The 19,690-nt window shown below is 73.1% G+C and carries 16 protein-coding genes; 8 read left to right on the top strand and 8 right to left on the bottom strand.

Annotated features, from left to right (window positions below; genetic code table 11):
• Position 1: 1 nt before the first annotated feature.
• Complete coding sequence (locus tag MB828_RS42990; protein ID WP_132891678.1) at positions 2-385, bottom strand: cold-shock protein; 384 nt, start codon at positions 383-385, stop codon at positions 2-4.
• Positions 386-573: 188 nt separating this feature from the next.
• On the opposite strand from MB828_RS42990, the gene MB828_RS42985 reads away from it, so the two are divergent.
• Positions 574-828 (top strand): hypothetical protein, encoded by a 255-nt coding sequence (locus tag MB828_RS42985; RefSeq protein WP_133026655.1) that lies wholly within the window; start codon positions 574-576, stop codon positions 826-828.
• Here the strand turns inward: MB828_RS42985 and MB828_RS42980 are convergent.
• The gene (locus MB828_RS42980; RefSeq protein WP_430381513.1) at positions 801-1,454 is read right to left on the bottom strand and encodes an HAD family hydrolase; all 654 of its coding nucleotides are present in this window, start codon (positions 1,452-1,454) and stop codon (positions 801-803) included. The two genes, MB828_RS42985 and MB828_RS42980, sit on opposite strands and share 28 nt — an antisense overlap.
• Positions 1,455-1,851: 397 nt before the next feature.
• Positions 1,852-2,856, bottom strand: coding sequence for a hypothetical protein (locus tag MB828_RS42975; RefSeq protein WP_301652892.1), 1,005 nt, complete (start codon positions 2,854-2,856; stop codon positions 1,852-1,854).
• A 167-nt stretch (positions 2,857-3,023) separates the two neighbouring features.
• On the opposite strand from MB828_RS42975, the gene MB828_RS42970 reads away from it, so the two are divergent.
• Positions 3,024-5,570 carry a helicase-associated domain-containing protein gene (locus MB828_RS42970; RefSeq protein ID WP_301652891.1) on the top strand — a complete coding sequence of 849 codons (2,547 nt, stop codon included), beginning with the start codon at positions 3,024-3,026 and terminating at the stop codon, positions 5,568-5,570.
• A 77-nt stretch (positions 5,571-5,647) separates the two neighbouring features.
• Here the strand turns inward: MB828_RS42970 and MB828_RS42965 are convergent, their stop codons facing one another.
• The gene (locus tag MB828_RS42965; RefSeq protein ID WP_301652890.1) at positions 5,648-6,187 is read right to left on the bottom strand and encodes a hypothetical protein; all 540 of its coding nucleotides are present in this window, start codon (positions 6,185-6,187) and stop codon (positions 5,648-5,650) included.
• A gap of 238 nt (positions 6,188-6,425) precedes the next feature.
• Here MB828_RS42965 and MB828_RS42960 point away from each other — a divergent pair, with 238 nt between their 5' ends.
• Complete coding sequence (locus tag MB828_RS42960) at positions 6,426-8,069, top strand: DNA repair helicase XPB (protein ID WP_133026660.1); 1,644 nt, start codon at positions 6,426-6,428, stop codon at positions 8,067-8,069.
• On the opposite strand, the gene MB828_RS42955 is transcribed toward MB828_RS42960, so the two are convergent.
• Positions 8,027-9,148 carry a glycosyltransferase 87 family protein gene (locus tag MB828_RS42955; RefSeq protein ID WP_343236251.1) on the bottom strand — a complete coding sequence of 374 codons (1,122 nt, stop codon included), beginning with the start codon at positions 9,146-9,148 and terminating at the stop codon, positions 8,027-8,029. The genes MB828_RS42960 and MB828_RS42955 overlap by 43 nt on opposite strands.
• Positions 9,149-9,316: 168 nt before the next feature.
• Positions 9,317-9,496 (bottom strand): hypothetical protein, encoded by a 180-nt coding sequence (locus tag MB828_RS42950; protein ID WP_133026661.1) that lies wholly within the window; start codon positions 9,494-9,496, stop codon positions 9,317-9,319.
• 504 nt (positions 9,497-10,000) lie between these two features.
• On the opposite strand from MB828_RS42950, the gene MB828_RS42945 reads away from it, so the two are divergent.
• From MB828_RS42945 to MB828_RS42935, 3 genes are all read left to right on the top strand, one after another.
• Positions 10,001-11,968 (top strand): HelD family protein, encoded by a 1,968-nt coding sequence (locus MB828_RS42945; protein ID WP_301653026.1) that lies wholly within the window; start codon positions 10,001-10,003, stop codon positions 11,966-11,968.
• A gap of 114 nt (positions 11,969-12,082) precedes the next feature.
• The gene (locus tag MB828_RS42940) at positions 12,083-12,490 is read left to right on the top strand and encodes a hypothetical protein (RefSeq protein ID WP_301652889.1); all 408 of its coding nucleotides are present in this window, start codon (positions 12,083-12,085) and stop codon (positions 12,488-12,490) included.
• The gene (locus MB828_RS42935; RefSeq protein ID WP_301652888.1) at positions 12,487-16,347 is read left to right on the top strand and encodes a hypothetical protein; all 3,861 of its coding nucleotides are present in this window, start codon (positions 12,487-12,489) and stop codon (positions 16,345-16,347) included. Before MB828_RS42940 ends, MB828_RS42935 begins: the two co-directional genes overlap by 4 nt.
• A gap of 5 nt (positions 16,348-16,352) precedes the next feature.
• On the opposite strand, the gene MB828_RS42930 is transcribed toward MB828_RS42935, so the two are convergent.
• Together MB828_RS42930 and MB828_RS42925 are read right to left on the bottom strand one after the other, a co-directional pair.
• Positions 16,353-17,045, bottom strand: coding sequence for a copper homeostasis protein CutC (locus tag MB828_RS42930; RefSeq protein WP_301652887.1), 693 nt, complete (start codon positions 17,043-17,045; stop codon positions 16,353-16,355).
• Positions 17,046-17,189: 144 nt separating this feature from the next.
• On the bottom strand, positions 17,190-17,858 hold the full coding sequence (locus MB828_RS42925; RefSeq protein ID WP_301652886.1) for a maleylpyruvate isomerase family mycothiol-dependent enzyme: 669 nt from the start codon (positions 17,856-17,858) through the stop codon (positions 17,190-17,192).
• A 47-nt stretch (positions 17,859-17,905) separates the two neighbouring features.
• Here MB828_RS42925 and MB828_RS42920 point away from each other — a divergent pair, with 47 nt between their 5' ends.
• Positions 17,906-18,604 (top strand): HD domain-containing protein, encoded by a 699-nt coding sequence (locus MB828_RS42920; RefSeq protein WP_301652885.1) that lies wholly within the window; start codon positions 17,906-17,908, stop codon positions 18,602-18,604.
• 19 nt (positions 18,605-18,623) lie between these two features.
• Positions 18,624-19,685, top strand: a complete 1,062-nt coding sequence (locus MB828_RS42915) for a GNAT family N-acetyltransferase (protein WP_301653025.1) — start codon at positions 18,624-18,626, stop codon at positions 19,683-19,685.
• The last annotated feature ends 5 nt before the right edge of the window (positions 19,686-19,690 follow it).

Here is a 19,690-nt window from a genome sequence, read left to right as displayed (position 1 = left end):
TTCAGACGTCCAGCTGGTCCGCGACCGCGCGCAGAAGACCCGCAATCTTCTTGCCGGCGGTCTTCTCCGGGTAGCGGCCGCGCTCCAGCATCGGCGTGATGTTTTCGAGCAGGGTCGTCAGGTCCTGCACGATCGAGGCCAGTTCGTCCGGCTTCTTGCGCTGGGCGGCGGCGACCGACGGGGTGGGGTCGAGAATGACCACCGACAGTGCCTGGTCACCGCGTTGACCGGCGACGACGCCGAACTCCACGCGCTGACCGGGCTTGAGAGCGTCGACCCCGTCGGGGAGAACCGAGGAATGGACGAAGACGTCACCGCCGTCGTCGCGGGAGAGAAAGCCGAAGCCCTTCTCGCTGTTGAACCACTTGACCTTGCCGGTAGGCACGTCTGTCCTCGTCCTCGTATCTCGTCGGAAACTGCTCGGAAAACTTCTGAATGCAACAGCTCTGGAACGGGCCTTGATAGCACTCGGGCGGGTCGACCACGACCCGCCGGTACCAAGGCTAATGGTCTTCGGGCGCGTGACAAGACGTCGCCCGGTTGTTCCTTCGGGCAGGGAACTACCCTGGTCGAGTGCGTGACAAAACCCAAGCGAATTCCGCCGGGCCCGGTGACCGACTGATCCGCGCCGGTGCCGTGGTCTTCTTCATCGGTACGGTGGCCACACTCGTCACCGTGATACCGCTGTTCCTCGGTGCGAAGCCTTTTCCGACGTACATGTACCTGCTGAGCATGCTCATGGGCGTCGGCTTCCTGGTCGCGGGCGCCGGAGTGCTCCAGTCGGTCGCGGCCGGCCGCCGTCAGGCGCGGGAGGCGTCCTCGCGGTAGCCGCCCTCGCGGTAGCCGGCCAGCCAGGCGGGCAGTTCGGTGAGGTCGGCGAGCACCACGTCGGCGCCGGCCGCGCGCAGTTCCTCGGCGTCGCAGGGCCCGGTGGCCACGGCCACCGACAGGGCTCCCGCCTTGCGTGCCCCGCGTACGTCCCCGACGTGGTCGCCGACGTACGCGCCTGCGGCGTGCTCGCGCAGCGCCACCGCCTTCTGCTCGGCCCACAGGTCGCCGACGACGGCGTCCGGGACTATGCCGAGGTGGCCGAGGTGCAGTTTCGCGTTGGGCTCGTACTTCGCGGTGACCACCACGCTCTTCCCGCCGGCGTCGCGCACCGCGGCGATCGCCTCCCGCGCGCCCGGCATGGCGGGCGTCGAGGTGATCGCGATCTCCGGGTACATGGCCCGGTACAGCTCGCTCATCTCCGCTATCCGCTCGGCCGGGAACCAGTGGATCAGCTCCTCGGCGAGCGGCGGCCCCAGCCGGGTGACCGCCAGATCGGCGTCGATGTATGTCCCGGTCCGCTCGGCGAGCGCCACATAGGTGGCGTGGATGCCGGGCCGGGAGTCGATGAGCGTCATGTCGAGATCAAATCCGACGGTCAGGGCGCGAGAAGTCATATGGGTCATTGTGCAGGTCCCTGCGGGGCCGGGACCGATTGCCGGCCGACCGCAGGCCGGTGGGGGCCGTTCGCGCAGTTCCCCGCGCCCCCTTCAGGGGCCGGTGCCGGTCGCCGGCCGGCCGCGGGCCGGTGGGGGTTGAGCGCGCAGTTCGCCGCGCTCCTTTCAGGGGTCGGTGCCGGTTGCCGGCCGGTTGCGGGCCGGTGGGGGTTGAGCGCGCAGTTCGCCGCGCTCCTTTCAGGGGTCGGTGCCGGTTGCCGGTCGGTTGCGGGCCGGTGGGGGTTGAGCGCGCAGTTCGCCGCGCTCCTTTCAGGGGCGTGTGTGCAGCGCCCCGTCAGGGGCGCGGGGAACTGCGCGAACGGCCACGACGTGCCCGCAGACGCCGTACGACAGGCACCGGCTCCCCCTACCGCGTCCTCTGCGACCGCCACACCAGATAGAGCGCCGACGCCACCGCCGCCCCCCGCACCACCCACGGCCAGGTCTCCGCGACCGCCCCGCTCATGTGCCCCTGGGCTATCGGTTCGCCCCAGCGCCCCGCGCTGCGGCCCCACAGCCAGACCAGGCCCGCCGTCACCGCGAGTCCCGGTACCCACATCACCGCCAGTTTCGTCTCCGCCGGGGTGAGGCGCCGGGAGCCGTAGGCGATGAGCCAGCCGAGGATCAGCGCGAACCAGTTGCCGAGCAGCGCGCCCGCCACGAGCGCGGCGGCGGCGAGCAGGAGCAGCGGGTTGGACCAGCCCGCGGCGGGGCGCGGGACCATCCGGATGCCGCGCCGCGGTGCCGGCGCGATCTCGACCTCGGGTACCTGCTCCTTCGGCGCGGCCTCGGCGGGCCCGTCCCCGGGCTCCTCCTTCCGGAAGTCCGGCCTGCGGAGCATCTCCGGGATCTCCACACCGCCCACGAACCCGGGCACCCCGTCGGCGTCCCCGAACGGACTGCTGTCCACCCGCCACCAGTCGGTCCGCCCGGCACCGTACCCGGGCCCGCCCGGCCCGCCGAGCCCGCCCGGATCGTCCGCCTCGTCCGGCTCGTCCGGCCGGGGCCGGGGCACGATCCGGCGCGGCCGCTCAGCCGAAGACCCAGGCGCCCCCGACGCCTTGGACGTCCGTGTCGGCGCCGACGGGCCGGTGTCCCGCTGGACGGGGACCGCGGCAGACGGGGACCGCGGCGCGCTGTCCGCCGTACCGCCCGCCGCCTCGACCACCTCGTCGGGGGTGCCCAGCCGGTCCAGGATGCGCCGGACGGCGGCCGGGCTGTCCACGGTCGCCTTCGACCGGTGCCGGTCGATCTCGTTGCGCAGCCCGGACACCAGCCGCATGCGTTCGGCCGACGACAACTGGCGCTGGTGCGCGATGTCCCCGACGCGGCTCAGATACTCGTAGACGACCTGATCGCTCTCGATACCCACGAAGTCCCCTCCGGGGCCTATGCGTTGAATGACCCGCGACGACGGTAGCGCAGGCCACGGCTCATGTCGGCCGGCACACCGGCGGGCAGCGCGTCCGCGAGCAGCACGGGCGCCGGTCGCGCACGGGTGATCCCGGTCCCGACCCCGCACCCGCTACCGTGGGTCGGATGAGCAACCCGGCCACACCGCCGCGCTCCCTCGCGGAGGCGCTTCGCGCCAGGGACGACGCCTCCCTGGCGCTGCTGCTGCGCGCCCGCCCCGATCTCATCACCCCCGTCCCCACCGACCTCACGCAGCTGGCCACCCGGGCCGGCACCCGGGCCTCGGTGCTGCGCGCCCTGGAACGGCTGGACCGCTTCGCCCTGCAGACCGCGGAGGCGCTGGCGGTGGCCGGCGACCCCGCGTCGTACGGGGAGCTGCAACGGCTGATGGCCGGCGACGCCGGGGACCCGGCCGTGGCCGCCGCCCTGCCGCACGCCCTCGGGGCGCTCCGGGACCAGGCACTGGTGTGGGGGGACGACGAGCGGCTGCGGCTGGTGCGGACCGCGCGGGAGGTGCTGGCGCCGTCCCCGCAGCACCCCTCCCCGACCGGTCTCGGCCCGACCGTGCGGGAGGCCACCACGGGCATGTCGCCGGGCCGGATCCAGGAGATCCTCACCGCCGCCGGGCTGCCCTCCACGCACGACCCGGTGTCCGCCGTGGACAAGCTCACCGCTCTCTTCGGCCACCGCAAGAAGATGGCCGGGCTGCTCGCGGCCGGGCCCGCCGAGTCCCTTGAGGTGCTGGGCCGGCTGGTCTGGGGGCCGCCGTACGGCCAGGTCACCCCCGAACCGGCGGCCCATCTGCGCTGGCTCCTGGACCGCGGCCTGCTGCTGCCGACCGCGCCGGGCACGGTGGTGCTGCCCCGCGAGGTCGCCCTGCATCTGCGCGAGGGCCGCGCGCACCGCGAGCCGGAGCCGGTGCCGCCCGCCGTGGAGCCGGCCGCCACGCACCGTCCACCGGTGGTGGACGCCGCCGCGGCCGGGCAGGCGTACACCGCGCTCGCCACCGTCGAGGAGCTGCTGAAGGACTGGGACGAGGGCGGACCCGCCGTACTGCGGGCCGGCGGCCTCAGCGTCCGTGACCTGAAGCGGACGGCGGTGGCCCTGGACGTGCCCGAGCCGGTCGCCGCGTTCTGGGTCGAGCTGGCCTACGCGGCCGGACTGCTCGCGTCCGACGGCGAGGCCGACGAACGCTACGCGGCCACCCCCGCCTACGACGAGTGGCTGGACCGCCCGCCCGCCGAACGCTGGTCTCAGCTGGCCGAGGCCTGGCTCACCGCGACCCGCAGCTCCGGTCTGGTCGGCGGCCGGGACGCCAAGGACCGCGCCTTGTCGGCACTCGGGCCGGGCCTGGACCGGTCCGCCGCGCCGGAGGTACGGCACCGGGTGCTGGCCCTGCTGGCCGGCCTCCCGGAGGGCGCCGCCCCGGCCGCCGAGTCGGTACTGGCCCGGCTGCGCTGGGAACGCCCGCTGCGCGGCCCGCAGCAGGAGGGCGAGGACCTGCGGACCCGGCTGGCCCGCTGGACCCTGTCCGAGGCCGAGATGCTCGGGGTGACCGGGCGCGGGGCGCTGTCGGCGCACGGCCGCGCGCTGCTCGGCGCGCCGCCCGTCCCGAAGACGGCCGAACCGGCGGCCGAGGGCCCCGGCGACAAGCTTCCCGTGCACCACCACCGCGCCGTCCCCTCCCGCACCGCCCTCGCGACGCTCGAACCGCTCTCCCCGCCCGAGCAGGCCGTGGCCACCGCGAACGCGGGCCAGCTGCTCACCCCGCTCCTTCCCGAACCCCTCGACCACGTGCTGCTCCAGGCCGACCTGACGGCGGTCGCCCCGGGCCCGCTGCGCCGCCCGCTCGCCGACGCGCTGGGCGTCCTCGCCGACGTCGAGTCGAAGGGCGGCGCCACGGTCTACCGGTTCACGCCGGCCTCCGTCCGCCGCGCCCTCGACGCCGGCCGCACCGCCACCGACCTGCACGCCTTCCTGGCCACTCACTCCCGGACCCCGGTCCCGCAGCCGCTCGCGTACCTGATCGACGACGTGGCCCGCAGGCACGGCCACCTGCGGGTCGGGGCGGCCTCGGCGTACGTCCGCTGTGACGACGACACGGTGCTGGGCGAGATCCTGGCCGACAAGCGGTCCGCCGCCCTCCGGCTGCGCCGCCTGGCGCCGACCGTCCTCGCCACCCAGGCCGATCCCGCGACCCTCCTGGAGGGCCTGCGCGCCATGGGCTACGCGCCCGCCGCCGAGTCCGCGGAGGGCGACGTCCTGATCACCCGTGCCGACGCCCACCGCACCCCGCCGCGCACCGCCCCGGAGCCGGTGCCGGACGGTCCGCCGCCGCCGGACTCCACCCTCCTCGCCGCCGCGATCCGCGCGATCCGGGCCGGCGACCTGGCCGCCACCACCCCGCGCAAGAGCACCGGCACGAGCGTGCAGGGCGGCGAACTCCCGCGCACCACCGCCGCCGAGACCCTCGCCACCATGCAGGCGGCCGTCCTCACCGGCGGCACGCTCTGGATCGGCTACGTCAACGCCGAGGGCACCGCCAGCCAGCGCGTCGTCGCCCCGATCCGGGTGGAGGGCGGCTTCGTCACGGCGTACGACCACACCGCCGACGAGGTCCGCACCTACCCCCTGCACCGGGTGACCGGGGTGGCAGAACTGGCGGAGGAGTAGCCGTCGACCGTCCGCCGGCCCGTCGTGGCTGGTCGCGCAGTTCTCGCGGCCCTTCGGGGCGCTGCCGAACCGCCGGCTCAGCAGTCCCGGACCGGCGCGTCCGCCGGCAGGCCGAAGTGGGTCCGGGCCGCCGCCCGCAGCGCCCCGGAGTCCATGCCCCGGTCGAGGCGGGACACCGCGTAGGGGCTGAAGTGGCTCGCGTTCCACTCGGCGTCCGCGTCCTCCGGCTGCTCCTCCTGGGAGACGACGCGGTAGCCGCCGTCCGCCCCGTCCCGCTCCAGCCGGATCACCTGCGGTATCTCCGCGCCGCCGCAGAACACCAGGGCGCCCGCGTGCACCCCGTACTCCTCGCACAGGCTGTCGACGCCGGCCCGCACCCGGTTCCCGTCCTGCTCCAGGTCCAGGGCCTCGGCCCGGCAGAACCACCGTGACCTCAGAGCGGGCTCGCTCTCCCCCGCGCCGGTCCCCGCGGACTGCGCCACGAGCCGGGCCTCGACCGCGGGCCGCACCCCGGCCCACAGACCGGGGTCCACCGCACTCGACCCGCGCGCCCACGCCCCGGCCGCCACCAGCACCACCAGGGCCCCGGCGCCGGTCCCCCAGATACGTACGGACATCACCCCGCCCCTCCTCCCCGAGCCGCACGCGCCGCGCGGCTCCCCCCGGACATGACACCCGAAACGGTCGCGAGGTTGCACAGGACGATCGGACACCCACGACAGCCGGGCACGAAGTGCGCAGCTTCCGTCCGACGGCGAAGGTGATCGTTCGCGCATCAGGCACACTGGGAGTTTGGTCCATGACGATGGCCGCCATGGCGATGGCCGCGTGGACCGAAGGGAAAGGGTGCCGCGCGTGAATGGTCCGTTGATCGTCCAGTCCGACAAGACCCTGCTCCTCGAAGTGGACCACGAGCGGGCGGACGACTGCCGTCGGGCCATCGCGCCCTTCGCCGAGCTGGAGCGGGCACCGGAGCACATCCACACCTACCGCGTGACCCCGCTGGGCCTGTGGAACGCGCGGGCGGCCGGGCACGACGCCGAGCAGGTCGTGGACGCGCTGGTGGAGTACAGCCGCTACCCCGTGCCGCACGCGCTGCTGGTCGACATCGCCGAGACGATGGACCGCTACGGGCGGCTGACGCTCTCCAAGCACCCGGCGCACGGGCTGGTCCTGACGACCACCGACCGGCCGGTCCTGGAGGAGATCCTGCGCTCCAAGCGGATCATCCCGCTGGTCGGCGCCCGGATCGACCCGGACACCGTCGCCGTGCATCCCTCCGAACGCGGGCAGATCAAGCAGACCCTGCTGAAGCTGGGCTGGCCCGCCGAGGACCTCGCCGGGTACGTGGACGGCGAGGCGCACCCGATCGAGCTCGCCGAGGACGGCTGGGCGCTGCGGCCCTACCAGAAGCAGGCCGTGGAGAACTTCTGGCACGGCGGGTCCGGTGTCGTCGTACTGCCCTGTGGCGCGGGAAAGACGCTGGTCGGTGCCGGGTCCATGGCACAGGCCAAGTCGACGACCCTGATCCTCGTCACCAACACCGTCTCCGCGCGGCAGTGGAAGCACGAGCTGGTGAAGCGGACCAGCCTCACCGAGGACGAGATCGGCGAGTACAGCGGCACCCGCAAGGAGATCCGGCCGGTCACCATCGCCACGTACCAGGTGCTCACGACGAAGCGGAAGGGTGTCTACCCGCACCTCGAACTCTTCGACTCCCGCGACTGGGGTCTGATCGTCTACGACGAGGTCCATCTGCTGCCGGCTCCTGTCTTCAAGTTCACCGCCGACCTTCAGGCGCGCCGGCGGCTGGGGCTGACGGCCACCCTCGTGCGCGAGGACGGCCGGGAATCGGACGTGTTCTCCCTCATCGGGCCCAAGCGTTTCGACGCTCCCTGGAAGGAGATCGAGGCGCAGGGCTACATCGCGCCCGCCGACTGCGTCGAGGTGCGGGTCAACCTCACCGACTCCGAGCGGCTCGCCTACGCCACCGCCGAGACCGAGGAGAAGTACCGCTTCTGTGCGACCACCGCGACCAAGCGGAAGGTCACGGAGGCGATCGTGAAGCGTTTCGCGGGTCAGCAGATCCTGGTCATCGGCCAGTACATCGACCAGCTCGACGAACTGGGCGAGCACCTGAACGCGCCCGTCATCAAGGGCGAGACCTCCAACGCCCAGCGCGAGAAGCTCTTCGACGCCTTCCGTGAGGGCGAGATCAGCGTGCTGGTCGTCTCCAAGGTCGCCAACTTCTCCATCGACCTGCCGGAGGCGACGGTCGCCATCCAGGTGTCGGGCACCTTCGGCTCCCGCCAGGAGGAGGCCCAGCGTCTCGGCCGGGTGCTGCGCCCCAAGGCCGACGGCCACCAGGCCCACTTCTACTCCGTCGTCGCCCGCGACACGATCGACCAGGACTTCGCCGCCCACCGGCAGCGCTTCCTGGCGGAGCAGGGGTACGCCTACCGGATCGTGGACGCGGACGAACTGCTCACGGAGGGCTGAGCCCGGCCGGGCCGCCGCAGGGCCACGGCCGCGCCCGTCAGCAGCGCCAGCCCGAACAGCGGGTACGGCGCCGCGAACGGCTGTTGCCACCACGGGAGGCGCAGGTCCAGATCGCCCTCGTGGGGCAGCAGCCACATCGTGCGGGCGGTGAACAGGGCCACGGCCGTCAGGGCCAGTCGCCGGCGCCCCGCCGCGAGCAGCACCGTCAGGAGCGGGACGCACCACACCCAGTGGTGGGACCAGCTGATCGGGCTGATCAGCAGCGCCGTGAACGCGGTGACGAGGATGCCCCAGCGGTCCCGTGAGTCCCGCGGGTCCCGTGGGTCCCGCGGGTCCCGTGGGTCACGGTCGACGCGGTGGGTGCGGGACGCCAGCCACAGGCCCGTCGCCGCCACCGCGGCCGTCGGGACCGCCCAGGTCAGGCCGGGTGCAGCCGTGTGCAGGGCCCTGGCGGTCAGCCCCTGGAGCGACTGGTTGTCGACGATCCAGGCCTTGCCGACCCGGCCGGTCTCGAACAGGCGCCGCGTCCAGAAGTCCACGCTGGCCGAGGGGAGGAGCACGGCACCGAGCAGTGCCGTGCCCGCGAAGGACGCCGTCGCAACAGCCGCCTCCTTTCTGCGTGCGGTGAGGAACAGATAGGCGATGAAGACCGCCGGGGTGAGCTTGATGCCGGTCGCGATGCCCAGGGCCAGGCCCGTGGCGCGGGCGCCCGGCGGACGGGTGAGGTCCCACAGGACCAGGCAGGCGATCGCGAGGTTGATCTGGCCGAAGAGGAGGGTCTGGAAGACCGGCTCCAGCCAGAGGGCGCCCGCGGTGGCCGCGCACAGCAGGGGCAGGGACGCGGTGCGGCCGGCCAGCCGGGCGGAGATGGTGACGAGCAGGGCGAGCAGGAGCGCGTTGCCCGCGAGGAACGCCACCTTCAGGGCCGGGACGGGGATCCAGGTCGTCGGGACGAAGAGGACCGCCGCGAAGGGCGGATACGTCGCCGGCAGCCGCCACCGGGTGACCGTGAAGCCGTACAGCTCACCGCCGTGCACCACGGCCTCGCCCTCGGCCCGGTAGACCAGCAGGTCGGCCATCGGGGCGTGGAGCAGGAGGCAGAGGGCGGCCAGGGAGGAGAAGGAGACCGCGAGGAGGGAGACGGACAGGAGGAGGCGGGGCGGTCGGGAGCGGGGCGGGCGGGGGTCGGGCAGGCGGGCGCGGGGCGACGTCACCGTGCGGTTCGGCACGGTGGTGACCCTATGCCGTCACTTGCGGCGTATGCCCGCCTCCTCGCCGTACTCGCCGAGTATGGCGACGCTGAACGCCGCGCTGACGAAGACCTTGACGGCTCGCAGGGCGTCGCCCAGGCGGTGGTGGGGGACGCCGTCCACGGCTGTGGCGCCCGGCGGACGGCTGGGGGCTGGGTTGATGGTTGCTGCGCTCATGCCTCAATGATGGAACTTCGGACATATGGACGGCATCGGTCCACAGGTCCAATTTCCGGCACCCGTCCGTCCACCCCCGGGCGGACCTCCACCCCTACCTCCGACCGGCCTTCCGGGTGAGCGTCCCCCTAGGGGTCGGAGCGCCGGGAAAATCCATTGGCCTCCCCCGCCCCCGCCTCACTACAATCTCCGCTCTTGCCCGCCTCCCACCCCGGAGTGCCGCCGCCCGGACGGAAACCGGTCGGCTGATCGCCATCCGCGCGACAACCCGCACGCGCCGTCCACCGCAGGCCTTTCGGAGGCACTCCCTTGTCCACGCCCGCCCACGACCCGCTCCCGGACCGACCCACGGCCCCCGCCACCGCAGCCGCAGCCACCACCACCGGCGCCAGCGCCACCGCCAGCGCCACCGCCACCGCCACCGCCACTGCCAGTGCCACCGCCGGCGATCTCCTCTCCCGCGAGCGTTCCCACCTCAGCGAGTCCCGGGCCGCCCTGCGCGCCATGCGTGAGGACGTGGAGTCGCTGGACATCAGCAACGTCACCGCGAACTGGGTCAACGCCGAGGTCCTGGCCCGCCAGATCGACGAGCGCATCAAGGCGCTGGCCGACCTCAGCGACACCCCGCTCTTCTTCGGCCGCCTCGACTACCTGCACGCCCCCGGCGCCGACCAGGCCGAGGGCGCGGACGGGGAGCGCTTCTACATCGGCCGCCGGCACGTGCACGACCACGACGGCGACCCGATGGTCATCGACTGGCGGGCGCCGGTCTCGCAGCCGTTCTACCGGGCGTCCAAGAAGGACCCGATGGACATCGCGCTGCGCCGCCGGTTCGGGTACACGCGCGGCGAGATCACGGCGTACGAGGACGAGCACCTGTCGGATCCCGCGGAGGCGGCACGCACCAGCAAGCTGCTCCAGCAGGAGATCGAGCGGCCGCGTGTCGGCCCGATGCGTGACATCGTCGCGACCATCCAGCCGGAGCAGGACGAGATCGTGCGCAGCGGGCTGGGCGGCACGGTGTGCGTGCAGGGCGGGCCGGGGACCGGGAAGACGGCCGTCGGCCTGCACCGGGTGGCCTACCTCCTCTACGCGCACCGGGAGCGGCTGGCCCGCACCGGCACCCTCGTCATCGGCCCGAACAAGTCCTTCCTGCACTACATCGAGCAGGTGCTGCCCGCGCTGGGCGAGCTGACGGTCCAGCAGGCGACGGTGGACGACCTGGTGGGCCGGCACGTCGAGCTGACGGGTGCCGACGACGCGGCCGCCGCGGTCGTCAAGGGCGACGCCAGGATGGCGGAGGTCCTGCGCCGGGCCGTGTACGCGCACGTCACGATGCCCGCCGAGCCGGTCGTGGTGGTCCGCGGCTCCCGGCGCTGGCGGGTCCCGGCGTACGAACTGGAGGACATCGTCCGCGAGTTGCTGGAGCGGGGCATCCGGTACGGCGCCGCGCGCGAGGCCCTGCCGCAGCGCATCGCGCACGCGGTGCTGGTCCAGATGGAGCGGTCGGGGGAGGCGCCCGACGACCGCGTGCAGGACTCGGTGGCGCGCAACGCGGCGGTGAAGGCGGCCGTGAAGCAGCTCTGGCCGCCGGTCGACCCGGCGAAACTGGTGCTGCGCCTGCTCACGGACGCGGACTTCCTGGCGGAGCACGCCGACGGGATCCTCACCGAGGACGAGCAGAAGACCATCGTCTGGGCGAAGCCGGTGCGGTCGGTGAAGGCGGCCAGGTGGTCGCCCGCGGACGCCGTGCTGATCGACGAGGCGACGGATCTGGTGGAGCGGACGCACTCGCTCGGCCACGTCGTCCTGGACGAGGCGCAGGACCTCTCCCCCATGCAGTACCGCGCGGTGGGCCGCCGCTGCACCACCGGCTCGGCGACCGTCCTCGGCGACCTGGCACAGGGCACGACGCCCTGGGCCACCCGGAGCTGGGACGAGGCGCTGGCCCACCTCGGCAAGGCGGACGGCGTGATCGAGGAGCTGACGGCGGGTTTCCGCGTCCCCACCGACGTGATCACCTACGCCTCGCGGCTCCTCCCGCACATCGCCCCCGGCCTGACCCCGGTCGCCTCGGTCCGTGAGAACCCCGGGTTCTTCGACCTGCGTCCCGTCACCGGGGTCGCCGACGTGGTGGCGGCGTGCGAGGAGTTGCTGCGCAACGAGGGCTCGACGGGTCTGATCGCGGCGGACGCGCGGGTGCCGGACCTCGCGGAGGCGTTGGCGGCGGCGGGCATCGGCTGCCTCGCCCCCGGTGAGGAGACCACCGCCGAGACCCGCCTCACCCTGGTCCCGGCCTCGCTCGCCAAGGGCCTGGAGTACGACTACGTGGTCCTCGACGAACCGCAGGCGGTGGTCGACGGCGAACCGGACGAACGCACCGGCCTGCGGCGCCTGTACGTGGCCCTCACCCGAGCCGTGTCCGGCCTGATCGTGACCCACGCGGCGCCGCTGCCGCCGCAGTTGGCCTGAGCCCGTCCTTCACCGTTCAACCAAAGCGCCCTGGCCGTCACCGCGTTGACGCGACACGACACCCCAAAGTGGGTACATTATTGTCATATAGGGGAATTCAAGAGGTTGATGGCAATGGAACCGATCGCGCTATCGGCGGCCACGGCCTTGGTGGGGGCGATGACGAGCGAGGCCTGGCAGCACGTACGGGATGCCGTCGCCCGCTGGTGGCGGCGTGCTCGTCCGCAACAGGCTGACAGCGTGGTCGCGGCACTGGAGGAATCCCGCGACCGCGCGCTGACAGCCGGGCCGGACGAGGACACTGACGACCTGGTCGCGACCTGGAGAGCGCGGCTGGAAGCGCTGTTGTGGGAGAACCCGGCGCTGGAAGATGAGTTGCGCGAGCTGGTCGATCGGGACATCGCCCCGCATGTGCGCCAGGAAGCCGACAGCCGCACCGGGAACCAGGAGTTCCGGGCCGACGCGAGAGGCCACGCCCGGATCTACCAGACCGGGGGGAACCTGAACATCAACGAGTCATGACTCCCACCGGCAGAAACCCCGCACCCGGCCTCGGCGGACCGCCCGCCCCGAGCGAGGAGGCCCGCCGGGGCGAGGACGGCGGACAGCAGGCGTACGCCTCCGGCTGGTCCAGGATCTACCAGTCCCGACGAGACATCTACGTCGCCGAACGGGACCTGCACCTGCACTTCGAGGACGGTGTGCGCGAGCGGCGCCGGACGGTCGCCAGGAAGACCTCCGACGAGTGCCCCTATCCGGGTCTGACGGCGTTCGGGGCCGACCAGGCCCGGTGGTTCTTCGGCCGGGACGCGCTGGTGGCCAAGCTGCTGGTGCGACTGGACACCTGTCTGGCGGTGGGCGGTGCGCTGGTGGTCGTCGCTCCTTCGGGAGCCGGGAAGTCCTCGCTGCTCAGAGCGGGGCTCCTGCCCGAGCTGGCGCAAGGTGCGCTGCCGGGCTCGGTGCACTGGCCGCAGGTGTGGCTGAGCCCGACCTCCCGGCCGATGGACGCCCTCAGCGACCATCTGTGGGAGGTCATGGGCAGCGGTTCGGACGACTCGCCCGTGCTGCGGCCGGAGAGACTGCGCCGAGCCCTCGCGAAGGGCCCCGGGGACCGCCGGATGATCCTGGTCGTGGACCAGTTGGAGGAACTGTTCACGCTGTGCCCCGACAAACTGGAGCGACGGGAGTTCCTCGACGCGGTCCTGGGCATCGCGGCGCTCGGCCCGGGCGGCGAACCGCCGCCCGCTCTGGTCGTCTTCGGTCTGCGCTCGGACTTCTACTCCCAGTGCGCGGCGCACGCCGGCCTCCTCGACACGGTGGAACGCAACCAGGTGATGGTGGGACCGCTGTCCAGGAACGGCGTCCGGGAAGCGATCCTGTATCCCGCCCGCGCGGTCGGGCTGGACGTCGAACCCGGACTCGTGCAGGTCCTGCTGCGCGACCTGGGCGCGACGCAGGGCGGACCGGACGAGTCCGGCGCCTACGAGATCGGCCGCCTCCCGCTGCTCGCCCACGCCCTGCGGGCCACCTGGATGCGCCGCTCGGGCCAGGTCCTCACCGTGGAGGGCTACGAGGCGACCGGCGGCATCGCGAACAGCGTGACCGCCGAGGCGGACAGTTGGTTCGACCGGCTGGAACCGGCTGCCCGGCAGACCGCACAGGCGGTGTTCCTGTGCCTGGTCAGGTTCGGCGGCAGCGGCACCAGGGACACGCGCCGCCCGGTGCCGTACGACGAGCTCGTGAGCCACTGCGCACGCCCCGAGGAGGCGGCCCAGGTCATCGAGAAGTTCACCAGGGGCCGCCTGCTGACCAAGGAGCAGGACACGGTCACCATCACCCACGAGGTCCTGCTCAGTGCCTGGCCGCGCCTGCGGGACTGGATCCGGGACCACCGCGTCCAGTACCTGGCCCAGCAGCGCCTGGAGGAGGCGGCCGAGGCCTGGCAGGAGGCCGGGCGGGATCCGGGGATGCTGTACCGGGGCGGGCGGCTGGAGGAGGCCCGGACGCTGGCGGCCCGCGGTCAGGAGGATGCCGGCCCGGGCGTGCGGGGGCTCCCTCCGGTGGCGCGCGCGTTCGTGGCCGCCTCGGTGGGACGGCAGTTGCGCGCCCAACGGGCGAAGCAGCGCGTCATCGCCTGCCTGAGCGTGCTGGCCCTGCTCGTCCTGGGAACGGTCATTTACGCCGCGCTGCAGCGAGAAGAGACGCTGCGGGAACAGAACACGGCGATCGTCGAAAAGATCAGGGCCGAGGCCGATCAGGTACGTGCGACGGACGCTTCTCTCGCCGCTCAGCTGGACCTGGTGGCGCAACAGATGCAGCCGACCGAGTACACCGAGGTCAGCCTGGTCGGCGACCAGGACACAGCGTTGTCCACCGTGCTGACCGGGTCCCGTGGCGAGGTGAACAGCGTGGACTTCAGTCCCGACGGTCGTGTGCTGGCCACCGGGGACGACAAGGGCGAGATCTGGCTGTGGAACACCGCCGGCAAAGGCCCCCCGAGCAGGCTCGGCGATCCGCTGCGGGGCTTCCACAAGCCGGTGTGGGGCGTGCACTTCAGCCGGGTCGGGCACTTCCTCGCCGCCGCCGACGAGGACGGCACCTTCCGCCGGTGGGACGTCCGCGACCCCCGGCACCCCACCGCCCTGGGCGACCCGGTCGAGGTGGGCGGCGGCGCGCAGAACGCCCTCACGCTGAGCCCTGACGGACACCTCCTGGCGACCGGGGGCGAGGACGGCGGGGTCCGCCTGTGGGACGTCTCCGACCCTCGCCACCCGAAGCGTCTCGGAAAGCCGCTCGCCGGGGCCGGGGCCGACGGCTCGGTGTCCGACGTCGCCTTCAGCCCGGACGGCACGCTGCTGGCGTCCGGCGGGAGCGATGCGACCGTACGGCTGTGGCATGTGACGGACCCACGGCGGCCCTTGGCCGCCGGCAGGCCGACAAACCCGGACCGGTCGCCCGACGACGCCGTCGAGACGGTCGCCTTCAGTCACGACAACCGGACTCTGGCCGCCGCCGAGGACTCGGGGACGACCCAATTGTGGGACATCACGGACCCGGCCAAGCCGGCTGCGGTCGACTCCCCGACCGCCGACACCAGCGTCAACGCGGTGGCGTTCTCCCGCAGCGGCAACCTCATGGCCCTCGGCGGTAACGACAACGCCATCGGGCTGTACAACATGGCGTCCCCGAAGGACGTCCGGGGTCTCGCATCGCTGGTGGGCCACACCGGACATGTGTGGGGCCTGGCTTTCGACCCCAGAGGCACCAAACTCGCCAGCGTCGGCAACGACCACCAGGTCAGGGTCTGGACGATCCCCCGCACGATCCTCACCGGGCACAGGGACTTCGTACAGGCGACGGCCCTGAGCCGCGACGGTCGTCTGCTGGCCTCGGGCTCGGCCGACCGGACCGTACGCCTCTGGGATGTCAGCAGCGCGACCGATCCCCGGCCGCTCAGCAATTCGATACGGCTGCACGCGCCGTCCGCTCCCCAGGCGCTCGCCTTCCAGCCCGGGAGAAGGGTTCTGGCCGTCTCCGCCGGACCGCAGGTGCAGCTGTGGGACGTCACCGACGCGGCCAGGCCCAGGCTCCTGGCGAGGCCGCCCGGGCATGCCGACGACAACTTCCTCAGTGTCGCGTTCACGCCCGGCGGGAACACGATGGCCACCGGCAACTCCGGCGGAACGGTAACTCTCTGGAACGTCTCCGACCCGTCCCGTCCACGGCTTCTGAGCCGGCCGCTGTACCTCGGGGCGGCCGATCAGATCAACGATGTGGCCATCAGCCGCGACGGACGCACGCTCGCCGCCGCGTCGGACAACGGCAGACTGCGACTCTGGGACGTCGCCGACCCCGCGCACCCCAGACCCCTGATCCAGCGGCCCTTGACCGTCAGCGAGGATCCGGTCAACTCGGTCGTCTTCAGCCCGAACGGCCGTCTGCTAGCGATCTCAGGCGACGACGCCGTACTCCACCTGTGGGACGTGAGCGACCCCACCCGTCCCAGGCACCAGCCGAGCCAGGACCTCAAGGGGCACAGGGGCAGTGTCACGGCCCTGGCCTTCAATCCGGACGGCCGCTCGGTGGTCAGCGGCGGTACCGACCAGACGCTCCGGCTGTGGGACGTCCGCGCCCCGGAACACGCGCGGTCCTTCGGAAAGCCGGTCGTCATCTTCGACCACATCAACACGACCACCTTCTCCCCCGACGGTCGCACCCTCTTCATCGGCGACGGCTCGTCCGCCGTCCGGATCCTGCCCATGACCAAGAGATCCGCCGTCGCGTACGTCTGCCGCTCCACCGGCAACGTCCTCACCCCGGAGTTGTGGAGCGAGTACGTCCCCCATCACACGTACAAACCCCCGTGTGGTCGCACCTGAGCCCCTCAGCCCTCGTCCAGAGCTTTCCGCCACTCCCGTACCGCCGCCGCCGACACCGGTCCGGCCCAGCCGTCCGGGCGGGCCGCGCCGCCGATGTGGAAGGCGTCGAGGCCCGCCGCTCGCAGCTCGGTCACATGGTCGAGCCGGAGCCCTCCGCCCACCAGGATCGTCTGCTCGTACCCCGGCTCACCGGCCCGCCGGGCCTCCGCGAGCAGCGTGGGGAGCCCCTCGTCCACGCCCGTCGCGGCGCCCGCCGTGAGGTACGTGTCCAGGCCCGGCAGGTCGGCGAGCTCCTTGCGCAGGGCGTCCCGGTCGGCGGCCCGGTCGATGGCCCGGTGGAAGGTCCACCGGCAGCCCGCCAGCACCTCCACCACCCGCTCCACCGCGCGCAGGTCCACCGCGCCCGCCGCGTCGAGGAACCCGAGCACGAACTGGTCGGCGCCGGCCGCCCGCAGTTCCCCGGCCACGTCCACCAGGCGGTCGGCGTCCCCCGCCGCGAACCCGTCCGCCAGCCGCAGCATCACGCGCAGGTCGATGTCGACGGCGGCCCGGATCGCGGTGAAGGTCCTGGTCGGCGGGGTCAGCCCGTCGGCCGCCATGTCGGTGACCAGTTCGAGGCGGTCCGCGCCTCCGGCCTGGGCGGTGACCGCGTCCTCGGCGTCGAGGGCGATCACCTCCAGGACTGCACGCGTGCTCATAGGGCCCCTTCCGTGGTGTTCCCCGTGTACCCATGCGACCGACCACAGGAGGTCTAGTCCAATCTAGGGTACGCGGCGAACACCGGCGCCCGCGAGACCGCCTCCGCCGTCACCCGGCCCGGGGCCCAGGGCCGGGGGCACGCGTCACGCGAAGAGGTTCAGCTCTCCCGCCGCCGCCCCCGTCAGCTCGTAGGGCGCCCCGTCCACCGAACGCCCGGTGTACAGCCGTACGAGCGTCGCCGCGTCCCCGATGAAACGGGCCGGGGTCCTGGTGCCGCTCGGCTCGCCCAGTTGCAGGGGCTCGTCCACGTCGTCCAGGTCGGCCTGAAGCCGCAGGTGGCCCCGCCCGCGGGTCACCCGGGCCAGCAGCGCGAGGGCGTGCGGCAGTCCCTCGCCCGCGTACGCCCCGGACTCCCCGAGGGCGTCGCGGACGTCGCCGGCGTGCACCCACTCACCGAGCGCGATCGGGTCGTACACACCGTCCTCCCGGCCCGCGATCACCGCCCCGGCCTCGGTCATCCCGCGCTCCAGTTCGTCCAGTACGCGCGCGTTCGTCCACTCGGCGCGCTCCGCGATGTCCCGGTCGTTCGACGCGGGCGAGAACACGCCCTTCTCGAAACGGTGTTCCACCACCCGGTCCAGCACGGACGAGCAGTGCGCGAGCACGTCGCGCACCGTCCACCCGGGACACGCTGCGGTCGGCAGCGCGAAGTCCGCGTCCGGCCGGGCGCGCAGCAGCGGGAGCAGGGTGTCGCGTTCGACGGTGAGGAGACGTCCGGGCAGCTGGGGGTCGCGTACGTCGTCAAGAGTCATGCCTGCCACGCTAGGACGGGGTGGGCGGCGCGCGCGAGAATGGGCGCATGGCCGATCTCGACGACCTGCGCTCCCGGTGGCTGCGCGCCCTCCGCGGCACGACGGACGACAGCCGCCACTCCGACCCCGCAAGTCACCCCGACCCCGCAGGTCAACCGGACCCCGTCCGGTACGCCGACGCGCTGCTGGAGCGCTGGCAGGAGCCCCAGCGGCGGTATCACACGCTCGCCCACCTCACCGCGGTCCTGGACCGTGTCGACGTGCTGGCGGAGTACGCGGACGAGCCGGACCTGGTCCGGCTCGCCGCCTGGTTCCACGACGCGGTGTACGCGCCGGACCGCTCGGAGAACGAGGAGCGCTCGGCCCGGCTCGCCGAGCGCGCCCTGCCCGAGGCCGGGGTGTCCGGGGCCGGCACCGCCGAGGTGGCCCGCCTGGTCCGGCTCACCGTCACCCACGACCCGGCCCCCGGCGACCGCAACGGCGAAGTGCTGTGCGACGCCGACCTGGCGATCCTCGCCGCCCCGCCCGCCGCGTACGCCGCCTACACCGCCGAGGTGCGCGAGGAGTACCACTTCGTGCCCAACGACGCCTTCCGGGCGGGCCGTTCGGCGGTCCTGCGGCAACTCCTGGATCTCCCGGCGCTGTTCAGAACGCCGTACGGCCGCGCCGAGTGGGAGCCGACCGCCCGCTACAACCTCACCGCCGAGCTGGAAATGCTGTCGACCGCCGAGGACCCGGCATCCTAGGGTGCGGCCCATGCATGAAATGGGCGGGGATCAGGTGACAGCGGCCGTCGCGGGCTGTGTGGCGGCCCTGGGGACGGCAGTGGGCCGGAACTGGACCGAGGTGACGGCCGGCGGGCTGGACTGGAACTGCCATGAGACGGCGACGCATGTCGCCGACGACCTCGTCGCGTACGCCGCCAACCTGGCCGGCCGCGCCCGGGACGCGTACGTGCCCTTCGAGCTCAGGCTCGACGACGGCACCGACAACTCCGGTCTGCTGCACGTGATCGAGACGACCGGCGCCCTGCTCGCCGCCACCGTCCGCACCGCCTCCCGCCAGGTCCGCGGCTTCCACCCGTACCCCTTCCGCAGCGCCGACCGGGCGGGCTTCGCCGCGATGGGCGTGGCCGAGGTGCTGCTGCACACGCACGACATGGCACAGGGCCTGGGGATCCCCTACCGTCCCGCCGAGGAGCTCGCCGAGTCCGTCCTCGCCTACCTGTTCCCGCACGTCCAGCCCGGCCCGGCGCCCTGGGAGACCCTGCTGTGGGCGACCGGCCGCGGCGAGCTGCCCGGCCGTGCCCGCGTCACCGGCTGGCGCTGGAACAACAACCTCGTCATCCCCGCCGAACGCCTCGACCTGGTCGGCATCCGTCCCGCGGAGGCCCGTGACCTGCGCCTCGGCGGCGACGGCGGCTTCGAGTGGATCGAGGGCGGCCCGTACGAGGGCACCCGGGACGCGGCCGGCTTCCTGCTGAAGGCGTACGAAGGGGGCGTGCACCGGCCGGAGTTCGGGGTCTTCGCGCTGGTCCGCCGCGACGACGGCCTGGCGGTCGGCGGTATCGGCTTCCACTCCGCGCCGGACGAGGAGGGCCGCGTCGAGATCGGCTACGACCTGACCGAGGCCGCCCGCGGCCACGGCTACGCGACGGAGGCGCTCCGCACCCTGGCCGACTGGGCGCTGGCCCGCGACGACGTACGCTCCCTGTTCGCGACGACCGAACCCGCCAACGCCCCCTCCCAGGCCGTGCTCTCCCGCGCCGGCTTCACCCGGGTGAGCGCGGACGGCGAGGGGCCGGCCTTCGAACTGCGCGCCGGGTAGCGGCC

This window comes from Streptomyces arenae (genome assembly GCF_022343545.1).
Taxonomy (GTDB): domain Bacteria; phylum Actinomycetota; class Actinomycetes; order Streptomycetales; family Streptomycetaceae; genus Streptomyces; species Streptomyces humi.
The sequence above is the reverse complement of the archived record's forward strand: the minus strand, read 5'-3'. Positions and strand labels throughout refer to the sequence as shown.

What these genes read in the sequence shown, in the direction of transcription:
- MB828_RS42980 (WP_430381513.1), bottom strand. Translation starts at nt 1,454, where the DNA reads ATGACCCATATGACTTCTCGCGCCCTGACCGTCGGATTTGATCTCGAC.
- MB828_RS42970 (WP_301652891.1), top strand. Translation starts at nt 3,024, where the DNA reads ATGAGCAACCCGGCCACACCGCCGCGCTCCCTCGCGGAGGCGCTTCGC.
- MB828_RS42965 (WP_301652890.1), bottom strand. Translation starts at nt 6,187, where the DNA reads ATGTCCGTACGTATCTGGGGGACCGGCGCCGGGGCCCTGGTGGTGCTG.
- MB828_RS42955 (WP_343236251.1), bottom strand. Translation starts at nt 9,148, where the DNA reads ATGGCCGACCTGCTGGTCTACCGGGCCGAGGGCGAGGCCGTGGTGCAC.
- MB828_RS42950 (WP_133026661.1), bottom strand. Translation starts at nt 9,496, where the DNA reads ATGAGCGCAGCAACCATCAACCCAGCCCCCAGCCGTCCGCCGGGCGCC.
- MB828_RS42945 (WP_301653026.1), top strand. Translation starts at nt 10,001, where the DNA reads ATGCGTGAGGACGTGGAGTCGCTGGACATCAGCAACGTCACCGCGAAC.
- MB828_RS42940 (WP_301652889.1), top strand. Translation starts at nt 12,083, where the DNA reads ATGGAACCGATCGCGCTATCGGCGGCCACGGCCTTGGTGGGGGCGATG.
- MB828_RS42935 (WP_301652888.1), top strand. Translation starts at nt 12,487, where the DNA reads ATGACTCCCACCGGCAGAAACCCCGCACCCGGCCTCGGCGGACCGCCC.
- MB828_RS42930 (WP_301652887.1), bottom strand. Translation starts at nt 17,045, where the DNA reads ATGAGCACGCGTGCAGTCCTGGAGGTGATCGCCCTCGACGCCGAGGAC.
- MB828_RS42925 (WP_301652886.1), bottom strand. Translation starts at nt 17,858, where the DNA reads ATGACTCTTGACGACGTACGCGACCCCCAGCTGCCCGGACGTCTCCTC.
- MB828_RS42920 (WP_301652885.1), top strand. Translation starts at nt 17,906, where the DNA reads ATGGCCGATCTCGACGACCTGCGCTCCCGGTGGCTGCGCGCCCTCCGC.
- MB828_RS42915 (WP_301653025.1), top strand. Translation starts at nt 18,624, where the DNA reads ATGGGCGGGGATCAGGTGACAGCGGCCGTCGCGGGCTGTGTGGCGGCC.